Origin of the sequence: Aureimonas flava (assembly GCF_003583935.1) — a bacterium.
GTDB lineage: Bacteria > Pseudomonadota > Alphaproteobacteria > Rhizobiales > Rhizobiaceae > Aureimonas > Aureimonas flava.
Window position 1 is genome coordinate 67,169 of record NZ_QYRN01000012.1, and the last position, 10,588, is coordinate 77,756.

General features: G+C 71.1%; 7 protein-coding genes and 1 tRNA gene. 5 read left to right on the plus strand and 3 right to left on the minus strand.

Going from position 1 to position 10,588, the window contains the following annotated elements; genetic code table 11:
• Positions 1-224 precede the first annotated feature (224 nt).
• On the plus strand, positions 225-905 hold the full coding sequence (locus tag D3218_RS18105) for a response regulator transcription factor (protein ID WP_119541488.1): 681 nt from the start codon (positions 225-227) through the stop codon (positions 903-905).
• A complete protein-coding gene (locus tag D3218_RS18110; RefSeq protein WP_119541489.1) occupies positions 892-2,250 on the plus strand; it encodes a sensor histidine kinase in 1,359 nt (452 codons plus the stop codon). Before D3218_RS18105 ends, D3218_RS18110 begins: the two co-directional genes overlap by 14 nt.
• Positions 2,251-2,346: 96 nt before the next feature.
• Here the strand turns inward: D3218_RS18110 and D3218_RS18115 are convergent.
• Positions 2,347-2,423 (minus strand) — tRNA-Met (locus D3218_RS18115).
• 203 nt (positions 2,424-2,626) lie between these two features.
• Positions 2,627-4,288 (minus strand): AMP-binding protein, encoded by a 1,662-nt coding sequence (locus tag D3218_RS18120; protein ID WP_119541490.1) that lies wholly within the window; start codon positions 4,286-4,288, stop codon positions 2,627-2,629.
• A 229-nt stretch (positions 4,289-4,517) separates the two neighbouring features.
• Between D3218_RS18120 and D3218_RS18125 the strand changes: the two genes are divergently transcribed.
• The 3 genes from D3218_RS18125 (at position 4,518) to D3218_RS18135 (ending at position 7,978) form a co-directional block, all read left to right on the plus strand.
• Positions 4,518-5,045 carry a gamma carbonic anhydrase family protein gene (locus tag D3218_RS18125; protein WP_119541491.1) on the plus strand — a complete coding sequence of 176 codons (528 nt, stop codon included), beginning with the start codon at positions 4,518-4,520 and terminating at the stop codon, positions 5,043-5,045.
• 16 nt (positions 5,046-5,061) lie between these two features.
• Positions 5,062-6,915 (plus strand): DNA helicase RecQ, encoded by a 1,854-nt coding sequence (recQ, locus tag D3218_RS18130; protein ID WP_119541492.1) that lies wholly within the window; start codon positions 5,062-5,064, stop codon positions 6,913-6,915.
• A 148-nt stretch (positions 6,916-7,063) separates the two neighbouring features.
• A complete protein-coding gene (locus tag D3218_RS18135; protein ID WP_119541493.1) occupies positions 7,064-7,978 on the plus strand; it encodes a DMT family transporter in 915 nt (304 codons plus the stop codon).
• Positions 7,979-8,054: 76 nt separating this feature from the next.
• On the opposite strand, the gene D3218_RS18140 is transcribed toward D3218_RS18135, so the two are convergent.
• Positions 8,055-10,247 (minus strand): TonB-dependent siderophore receptor, encoded by a 2,193-nt coding sequence (locus tag D3218_RS18140; RefSeq protein ID WP_119541494.1) that lies wholly within the window; start codon positions 10,245-10,247, stop codon positions 8,055-8,057.
• Positions 10,248-10,588 lie beyond the last annotated feature (341 nt).

Sequence of the window (10,588 nt, forward strand, 5' to 3'; positions counted from 1 at the left end):
TGGGTCCGTTGGTGCCGGGACGACCCCGTACCGGACTCATAGCCGGGCGAGTTCGGCGCCACGTCGCCGGGACTATACGGTTTCGTATAGCGGGCCGGGACCGGGTGAACCCTGGGCGAAAGCGCGCTAGAGATCGGTCCGCGGGCGGGCCGCCTTGCGCCGTCGCGCGGGCTAATCCAGCGTCGCCGGCACGGGTCGCGCGCGGCCGGAAGGAGGGACGCCGGGTGAAGGTGCTCTTGGTCGAGGACGACGCGTCCACCGCCGCCTATGTCTGCAACGGGCTGCGCGAGGAAGGCCACGAGGTGGACCATGCCGGGCGCGGCGCGCTCGGCCTGGAGCTGGCGCTGACGCGGCCCTACGACGCGGCGGTGGTCGACCGGATGCTGCCCGACCTCGACGGCCTGTCGCTCCTGAAGGCGCTGCGCGCCGCCGGCCGGCGCATGCCGGCGATCTTCCTCACCGCGGTCGGCGGCGTGGACGACCGGGTGGAGGGGCTGGAGGCCGGCGCGGACGACTACCTCCTCAAGCCCTTCGCCTTTTCCGAGCTGATGGCGCGGCTCAACGCGCTGGCCCGCCGCGTCGTGCCCGAACGGCGAGAGGAGACGGTGCTCGCCGTCGGCGATCTCGAGATGAACCTGATCGCGCGCACCGTGGCGCGCGCCGGCCAGGCGGTCGAGCTCCAGCCGCGCGAGTTCCGCCTCCTGGAATACATGATGCGCAACCGGGGCCGGGTGCTGACGCGCACCATGCTCCTGGAACGGGTCTGGGAATTCCACTTCGATCCCAAGACCAACGTCGTGGAAACCCATGTGAGCCGCCTGCGGGCCAAGGTCGACCGCCCCTTCGGGGCCGAGATGATCCGTACCGTGCGCGGCTCCGGCTATCTCCTCGATGCGCCTTCCTGACCGCTTCCGCACCACGTCCTTCCGCCTGTCGCTCGGCTACGGCCTGATGTTCGGCCTGTCGGCGGTGGCGATCATGGCGGTGACCTACGTCGCGGCCAGCACGCAGATGCAGAGCATCGTGCGCGCCTCGATCGCCGAGGACCTCGCCCTGTTCGTCCACGGCTACGACGAGGGCGGCGAGGGGGGCTTACGCCAGGAGGTGCAGGAGCGGGTCGACAGCGCGGCGGAGGACCGCTTCTTCCTGCTGCTCGGCCCGAACGGCGAGCGCGTCGCCGGCAACCTGCCGGCCTCGGCCTGGCGGCCGGGCCCGAGCGCCACGCGCCTCTCGCGCGCCGCGCCGGAGGCCGTGGAGGACGCGCGGGGCGACACGCTCTACGCCGAGGGCATCGCGCTCGGCGACTACCGGGTGCTCGCCGCACGGCGATCCGACATCCTGGAGATGATCCGCTCCATCCTCCTGTCGGCGATCCTGACAGGCTGCCTGGTGACGCTGGCGCTCGCGCTCGTCGGCGGCATCGTGGTGGGACTGGGGCCCAGCCGGCGCGTCGACGCGATCGCGGCGACCACGCGCTCGATCGTGGAGGGGCGCCTCGACCTGCGCCTGCCCGTGTCGGGACGCGGCGACGAGCTGGACCGCCTGGCCACCGACATCAACGTGATGCTGGCGCGGATCGAGACGCTGGTGGAGAGCCTGCGCCAGGTCTCGACAGACATCGCCCACGACCTGCGCACGCCGCTCGCGCGGCTCCGCCAGGGGCTGGAGGGCATCGGGCGGGCGGGCGACGGCGCCGGCCTCGCGCGCGCCGTGGAGGCGGCCGTCACCGAGACCGACGCGATCATCGAGACGTTCAACGCGCTGCTGCGCATCGCCCAGATCGACGCGGGCGCGCGCAAGGCGCGGTTCCGGGAGCTGGACCTCTCCGAGCTCGCCGAGCGCGTCGCCGACGCCTATGGCGAGGTGGCGGTGGACGCCGGGCACGCGCTGGCCACCGCGATCGGGCCCGGCCTGGCGATCCGGGGCGACGCCGACCTCCTCACGCAGCTTCTCGCCAACCTCGTGGAGAACGCCATCACCCACGTGCCCGCGCCCGGCCGCATCCGGCTGGCGGCGCGGCGCGAGGCGGCGGGCACCGTGCTCGAGGTCGCCGACGACGGGCCCGGCGTTCCGGCGGCGGAACGGGACCGGATCTTCCGGCGGCTCTACCGGCTCGACCGCAGCCGCTCGACGCCCGGCCACGGCCTCGGACTCGCGCTGGTCGCCTCGATCGCCGAACTGCACGGCGCGCGGATCGACGTCGGCGACGCGGCGCCCGGCCTGGTGATGCGGATCGTGTTTCCGGCCTGAGCCCGAGGGTGGCGGGCCGAACCGCCCGGAAACCGCCAGGGCGCACGAAAAGGCCCGCAACGCCGACCTCCGGGGAGGGGCGTCGCGGGCCGAATCTGGTTGCGGGGGCAAGATTTGAACTTGCGACCTTCAGGTTATGAGCCTGACGAGCTACCGGGCTGCTCCACCCCGCGCCGTTGCCGAAGCGGCCTAGCCGCCTGCGGTGAGGTCGATATAGGCGAAAGCGGCGCGGATGAAAACCCCTCTCGGGGCGGTTTTTGACAGAAAGACGACACCGCTCTCGCAAGCAGGGCTGCGAGCCGGGCATGTCCTCGCTCGAAAGACTACCCGGAACGCCGGCCGATGCAAGCGGAGCGCGCGGGAGGCGCGTGTCGCCTCAGTCGCGCAGGGCCCGGCGCAGCACCTTGCCCACCCCGGTCTTGGGCAGTTCGTCGCGGAACTCGACGTCGCGCGGGCGCTTGTAGCCGGTCAGGTTCTCGCGGCACCACGCCTTGACCGCCGCCTCGTCGACGCCCGGATCGCCGCGCACCACGAAGAGCTTCACCGCCTCGCCGGAGGTCTCGTCGGGCACGCCCACGGCCGCGGCCTCCGTCACGCCCGGCATGCGGGTCGCCACGTCCTCCACCTCGTTGGGATAGACGTTGAAGCCCGAGACGTTGATCATGTCCTTCTTGCGATCCACGATGCGGACCCAGCCGCCGTCGTCCATCACGCCGATGTCGCCCGAGCGGAAGAACCCGTCGGCGGTGAAGGCGCGCGCCGTCTCCTCCGGCCGTTGCCAGTAGCCCTGCATGACCTGCGGGCCCCGGATGCACACCTCGCCCCGCTCCCCCACCGGCACCGGCGCCCCGTCGTCGTCCAGGATCGCGATCTCCGTGCTCGGCAGCGGCAGGCCGATCGTGCCCGAATACTCGCGCGACAGGACCGGGTTGGCGCTCGCCACCGGCGAGGTCTCCGAAAGGCCGTAGCCCTCGCAGATCGCGCAGCCTGTGACCGACTTCCACAGGTCGGCGGTGGCCTTCTGCACGGCCATGCCGCCGCCGACGGAGAGGCGCAGATGCGACCAGTCCACCTCGCGCGCGCCCTCGTGGCGGGCGATCGCGCCGAAGAGCGTGTTGACCGCCGGGAAGAGGTGGAAGCGGTTGGCCTTCAGTTCCTTCAGGAGGGCCGGAATGTCGCGCGGGTTGGGGATCAGGATGTTGCAGCCGCCCGTGTGGAGCGCCAGCATCATGTTCACGGTGAAGCCGAAGATATGGTAGAGCGGCAGGGCGCAGACGGTGACCGACTGCTCGTTCTCGGGCACGGCGTCGAGAGCCGGCTGATGCCAGAGCTGCGACTGCACCACGTTGGCGACGATGTTGCGGTTGGTGAGCACCGCGCCCTTGGCGACGCCCGTGGTGCCGCCGGTGTACTGCAGCACGGCCGGGTCCTCGGCGCCGCGCGGCGCCGGCCGGAAACCGGTGGCCCGCTTCAGCGCCGTGTTCCAGCGCACCGCGCCCGGCAGCGAATAGCGCGGCACCGCCTTCTTGACGTGGCGCAGCACGAAGTTGACGAGATGCCCCTTGAGCCCGGGCAGCATGTCCCCGACGCCCGTCACCACGACATGCTCCACCGGCGTGTCGGCGCGACACTGCTCCAGCGTGGCAGCCATGTTCTCCAGGATCACGATGGCGCGCGCGCCGGAGTCCGTGAGCTGGTGCGCCAGCTCGCGCGGCGTGTAGAGCGGATTGGTGTTCACCACCACCATGCCGGCCCGCAGGATCCCGGCGAGCGCCACCGGGTACTGGAACACGTTGGGCATCATCAGCGCGACGCGGTCGCCGGCCTGGAGCCCGATCGACTGGAGGTAGCCGGCAAAGCGCGCCGAGGCCCGGTCGAGCTCGGCATAGGTCATCGCCGCGCCCATGAAGCGGAAGGCCGCCGCTCCCGCATGCGCCCGGAACGCCGCCTCGAGAAGCTCCGACAGCGTGTCGTGCGGCAGCGGTCCGATCTCGTGCGGGACGCCGTCCGGATAATGGGCGAGCCAGGGCCTCTGCATGCGTTGATCCTCCCCTTTTGCGGGCAGGCTAGCGCAGGTCGGGGCGCAGCGGAACACCCACGTCTTACGTTAACGTCAATTTTCCGTGCCGCGCGGCCGCAACCGCCTCGTGTGGACGACGCCGCCATCGGCCGAACGACGCGGCGCGTGTCGAAACTTGCCCCGGAGGGCTCGCGCCCCGGCACCGGGCGGCCTATCTTGCGACCGTTCCCACGAGACGCCGGATCCCATGCCCCTGCACGCCCTCGACGACGTCGCCCCGACCCTTGCCGACCCCGATTCGGTGTTCATCGCGCCCGGCGCCCAGGTGGTCGGCGACGTCGCTCTGGGCGCCGACGTCGGGGTCTGGTTCGGCGCGGTGATCCGGGGCGACGTCGCGCCGATCCGTGTGGGCGCGCGCACCAACGTGCAGGACGGGGCCGTTCTGCACGCCGATCCGAGCTTCCCCCTCCGGATCGGCGAAGACTGCACGATCGGCCACCGCGCGATCGTCCACGGCTGCACGGTGGGCGACGGCACGCTGATCGGCATGGGCGCGACGATCCTGAACGGGGCGCGCATCGGCGCCGGGTGCCTGGTCGGTGCCGGAGCCCTGGTCACCGAGGGCAAGGTGTTTCCCGACGGCTCGCTGATCGTCGGCGCGCCCGCCAAGGTGGTGCGCGCGCTGGATGCGGCGGCGATCGCGGAGCTGCGCGGGTCGGCCGAGCGCTACGTCGACAACGCCCGCCGCTTCAAGGCCGGCCTGAAGACGCTCTGAAGGCCCGGTCGCCCCCATGGACGCTCCCACCGCCGCCGCGCCGACGCGCGCCCTGTTCCAGGATACGCAGCCCTCGCCGCGCGAGGCGCTGTCGCGCGTCTTCGGCCACGCTGACTTCCGCGGCCGCCAGGGCGAGGTGATCGAACACGTCGTCGCGGGCGGCGACGCGGTGGTGCTGTTCCCCACGGGCGCCGGCAAGTCGCTGTGCTACCAGATCCCGGCGCTGTGCCGGCCGGGCACGGCGATCGTGGTCTCGCCGCTGATCGCCCTGATGCGCGACCAAGTGCAGGCTCTCACGGAGGCGGGCGTGCGGGCGGCCGCCCTCAACTCCTCCCTGTCGGACGAGGCGCGCGTCGAGGTGCGGCGCGAGCTGATGGCCGGCCGGCTCGATCTTCTCTACGTGACGCCCGAGCGCATCGTCACGCCCGGCTTCCGCCAGGCGCTCTCGCGCACCCGGATCGCGCTCTTCGCGATCGACGAGGCGCATTGCGTCAGCGCCTGGGGCCACGACTTCCGGCCCGAATACCGGGCGCTGGAGGCGCTCGCCGACGACTACCCGGAGGTGCCGCGCGTCGCGCTCACCGCCACCGCCGACCCGGCCACGCGGCGCGACATCGTGGAGCGGCTGCGCCTGGACCATGCACCGGTCTTCTCCACCTCCTTCGACCGGCCGAACATCCGCTACGCCATCGTGGAGCGCGACGAGCCGCGCCGCCAGCTTCTCGCCTTCCTGGAGGACCATCGCGGCGCGAGCGGCATCGTCTACTGCCTGTCGCGCCGCAAGGTCGAGGAGACCGCCGAGTGGCTGAACGGGCAGGGCATCCGCGCCCTTCCCTACCATGCCGGCATGGACGCGCGCGCCAAGGACGCCAACCAGGACGCCTTCCTCAAGGAGGAGGGCGTCTGCCTCGTGGCCACCGTCGCCTTCGGCATGGGCATCGACAAGCCCGACGTGCGCTTCGTCGCCCATCTCGATCTGCCCTCCTCGGTGGAGGCCTACTACCAGGAGACCGGCCGCGCCGGCCGCGACGGACAGCCCTCCGAGGCCTGGATGGCCTACGGCATGCAGGACGTCGTCCAGCGCCGGCGCATGATCGACGAGGGCGGCGCGGAAGAGGCCATCAAGCGCGTCGAGCGGGCCAAGCTCGACGCGCTGCTCGGGATCTGCGAGACGGCCGGCTGCCGGCGGCAGGCGATCCTGTCGCATTTCGGCGAGAGTCACCCGGGCGCCTGCGGCAACTGCGACACCTGCCTCGTGCCGGTCGAGACCTTCGACGGCAGCGAGGACGCGATCAAGCTGATGGCCGCGGTCTACCGGACGGGCGAGCGCTACGGGCTCGGCCACGTGATCGAGGTCCTCACCGGCCGCGACACGGAGAAGGTGAGGAAGGCCGGCCACGACGCCATTCCGGTGTTCGGGGCGGGCCGGGGCGTCGAGCCGCGCATGTGGCAGTCGATCGCCCGCCAGCTCGTGGCGCAGGGGCTGATCGCCGTGGACCACGCGGCCTACGGCGCGCTGGTGCTCACCGAGGACGCCCGCCCCGTGTTCCGGGGCGAGCGGCGCGTGGTGCTGCGCCGCGACCGGCGCCGCAAGGCGACACGCCTGGCGCGCACCGGCCACGCGACGGAAGGCCTGGACGAGGAGGCGGCCGCGATCTTCGGGGCGCTGCGCGGCGAGCGGGCGCGGATCGCCCGCGAGAAGTCGGTGCCCGCCTACGTGGTCTTCTCGGATGCCACGCTGCGCGCCATGGCCGAACGCTGCCCGCACGACCGGGAGAGCTTCCTCGCGGTTCCCGGCGTCGGCGAGGCCAAGCTCGACGCCTATGGCGACCTGTTCCTCGCCGTGATCCGCCGGGCGACGGGGGGCTGACGGCCCGCCCGCTTGGGACAGGCCGGCGGGCGCCTTTCCCGATGGGCCATGTCACGTTAAATCTGCCGGTGCGACGCGCGGGTCCTCTCGCCCCGCCCCGGCGCCCGCCTCGCGCGCCGCGCCCCTCGCGCGAAGGAACCCGATCCGCTTGACGCAAGCCAATCCCCTCCTGCGCAACATCCTCCTCACCATCGTGGCGGGCGCGCTGTTCGCCGGCATGGATTCGCTCGGCAAGCACCTGTCCACGCTCCTGCCGGTGATGCAGGTGATCTGGGGGCGCTACGTGGTGCAGACGGTGGTGATGACGGCCTGGCTCGGCGCCACCACCGGCACCCGCTTCCTCCACACGCCGCGGCCGGGGCTGCAGCTGACGCGCGGCCTGCTCCTCCTCGCCTGTACCTTCCTGATGTACCAGGCGCTGTCGCGCGTGCCGCTGGCCGACGCCACGGCGGTCCTGTTCTTCACGCCCATCGTGGTGACGATCCTGTCCGTCGCGGTGCTCGGCGAGCGCATCGGCCTCCACCGGATCGCGGCGGTCCTGGCCGGCTTCTGCGGCATGCTCCTGATCCTGCGGCCCGGCGTCGGCAGCTTCCACCCCGCCCTGTTCCTGGCGCTGGCCGCCTCCGTCCTCAACGCGTCCTACCTCATCCTGACGCGCCGCCTGGCCGGGCGCGAGGACAGCGCCTCGACGCAGTTCAACACCACGGCGGCCGGCGCGGTGGTGATGTCGGTGCTCGTCGTTCCCGTCTGGCAGACCCCCGACATGCCCACCGCGCTGCTGCTCCTGGCGATCGGCCTGTTCGGCACGGTCGGGCACTTCCTCCTCGTGTCCGCCTTCCGCCACGCGCCGGCCTCGCTCCTGTCGCCCTTCCTCTACACCCAGGTCCTGACCGCGGCGGGCGTCAGCGTGCTCCTGTTCGGCGACCCGCTGCACCCCGCCACGGTGGCCGGCACGGCCGTCCTCGTCGCGAGCGGGCTCTACATCTGGTGGCGCGAGAACCGGCGGGCGGCGACGCCGCTGCCCGATCCCGAGACGCGTGCGCAGATCCATCCGGGCGACTGAACCCACCCCCCATGCGAAAAGCCCGGACACCTTGCGGTATCCGGGCCTCGATCGGTTCGAACGCGGCAGGCGGCCCCTACCAGTTCATGTGCGCCTTCACCACGAACTCGCGCCCCTGGCCGTAGGAGCAGGTCAGCGCGCCGAAGCAGCCCGACACGTAACGCTTGTCGAACAGGTTGTTGACGTTGAGCGACAGGCCGCGGTCGTCGCGCTCGTAGCGGATCGCGGCGTCCACCAGCGTGGCGTCCGGCACCGTCAGCGTGTTCTCGTTGTCGGCGTAGGATTCGCCGACGTAACGCAGGCCGAGCCCCGCCGACAGACCCTCCAGCGCGCCCGTCGTCACCGTGTAGTCCGCCCAGGCCGAAGCGGTCACGTCCGGGATCAGGAAGGGCTGGTTGCCGATCAGCGACGTGTCGACGTCGTCGGTGATCTCGAGGTCGAGCGCCGTGAAGGCGGCGGTGAGCTTCCAGTTCTCGGTGAGGTTGGCCTTGGCCTCCAGCTCGACGCCGCGCGAGCGCGCCTCGCCGATCGGCACCGGCAGGAAGGTCAGCGGGTCGGTCTGCAGGACGTTGCGACGCGTCAGGTCGAACACCGAGGCCGTGAAGGTTCCGTCGAAGAAGGTCGGGCTGTATTTCAGGCCCGCCTCGTACTGCTCGCCGGTCTGGTTCTCCACCGGGCGCCCGTCTCCGGTCGTGCCGATCTGTGGGTTGAAGAAGGTCGCGACCGAGACGTAGGGCGTGAGGCCGTTGTCGAACTCGTAGGCGAGGCCTGCCCGGCCCGACAGCGCGCCATCGCTGCCGTCGTAGTCGGCGTCGGCCGCCAGGCGGTCGTCGCGGTCGATCCAGACCCGGTCGTAGCGCCCGTTCAGCGTGGCGACGAAGCCGCCGAACTTGGCCTGCTCCTGCGCATAGAAGCCGAGCTGGTCGAGCGTGACCGCCTCGTCCACATAGGGCGCGAAGAGCGGCGGCAGCGGCGTTCCGTAGCGCGGGTTGATGGGATCGAGCGGCGAGGCGCTGCCCGCGGCCTGCACCTGATCGATCCGGTAGTGCTTGTAGTCGACGCCGGCGAGCAGGGTGTGGTCGACAGCCCCCGTCGCGAAGGCGAACGTCGCCGAATTGTCGGTGGTGACCTGGTCGGCATGCGTGTCGTGGGCGAAGTTCAGGCGGCCGAGGATCGAGTTGGCGTCCACCGGCGCGCTCAGGAACCCGGTCTGCGTCGCCGGGTCGAAGAAGCCGAAGGTGTAGGGCCCGTATTCTTCACGCTCCGTGCGCGCGTAACGCGTCTTGGAGCGCAGCGTCACGCCATCCCGCGCCTCCGTCTCGAACTCGTAGCCGAGCAGCGTCTGACGGCCGACGAACTTGTCCACGTCGGGCTCGCCGTAGAACAGGTCGCGCGGGATCCGTCCGAACGGCGCGTCCACCACCGTCCCCTCGTAGGGAAAGAAGCCGTTGGTGTGGCGCAGGTTGTCGTACTGGAAGAAGCCGTAGAGATCGAGGCGCGTCTTGTCGTCCGGCTGCCAGGCGACCATCGGCGCGATCATGCCGCGGAAGTTGTCGGCATAGTCGGTCTGCGTCTCGCCGCCCTTGATCTTGCCGAGCACGCGAATGCTCCACGGCCCGTCCTCGGCGCCGAGCTTGTCGCCCATGTCGAAGGCGAAGGCCCCGTTGGGATCATCGGTCAGCGATCCCTCGACGTAGCGCAGCCGCTCGCCGGTCGGGCGCTTGGAGATCTGGTTGACGATGCCGCCGGGGTTGGAGCCCCCGTAGAGCACCGAGGCGGGGCCGCGCAGGACCTCCACCCGCTCGAGCAGGAAGGGATCGAGCGAGAAGCCGGCGAAGCTGTCCTGGAAGAGGTTGAGCCCGTCGAGATAGACGCCGGTCTGCGTCGCGTCGAAGCCGCGGATGTAGAACCAGTCCGTGTCGGAATCGTAGCCGAAAGGCTGGGTGAAGACGCCCGCCGTGTAGCGCAGCGCCTCGTCCACCTTCTGCGCGCCGCGGTCCTCGAACTCCTCGCGCCCGACCACCGAAACCGATTGCGGCAGCTCGGAGAGCGGGGTCGAGGTCTTCGAGCCGGTCGTGGTCGCGCGCGCCACGTAGCCCTCGACCGGCGCTGTGCCGGCGGACTGCGAGCCCGAGATGGCATCGCCCGCGTCCCCGGCTGCCCCTTCCACGACCACCGTGTCGAGTTCCACGGTCTGGGCGTTCGCCGGAAGAGCGGCGGAGAAGGCGAGCGAGGCGGCGGAGAGGAGCAGGCGGGAGCGCGGACGCATGGCGGACTTTCGGGATCGGAAGGGTCTCGTCCTGCATCCCAGGGAAAAGATGACCGCACAAGTCATGAAATTGCCCGAATGTCACGCCGACCCGCGCCTGTGTCCGCCGCGCTACATCGGCGCGGGTCCGGCCGCCGCGGAACCCGGACGCGGGTCCGAACGTCGTGCCCCGGTGACAGCGGTAACGGACGGATCATGACGACACCGATTTCGAGACTAGGTTTCCCCGTCAAAGTGATGGGTCGCGACGACCTACCGAGCAACGACGCGCGTCGTTCGGGGAGCAATCCGCATCTGAAGGTGTCGCTGGAGTATGTGGACCGGATCCTGGACTACTGCGC

Coding starts and splice junctions, on each gene's coding strand:
- D3218_RS18110 (WP_119541489.1), top strand. CDS start 892: ATGCGCCTTCCTGACCGCTTCCGCACCACGTCCTTCCGCCTGTCGCTC.
- D3218_RS18120 (WP_119541490.1), bottom strand. CDS start 4,288: ATGCAGAGGCCCTGGCTCGCCCATTATCCGGACGGCGTCCCGCACGAG.
- D3218_RS18125 (WP_119541491.1), top strand. CDS start 4,518: ATGCCCCTGCACGCCCTCGACGACGTCGCCCCGACCCTTGCCGACCCC.
- recQ (WP_119541492.1), top strand. CDS start 5,062: ATGGACGCTCCCACCGCCGCCGCGCCGACGCGCGCCCTGTTCCAGGAT.
- D3218_RS18140 (WP_119541494.1), bottom strand. CDS start 10,247: ATGCGTCCGCGCTCCCGCCTGCTCCTCTCCGCCGCCTCGCTCGCCTTC.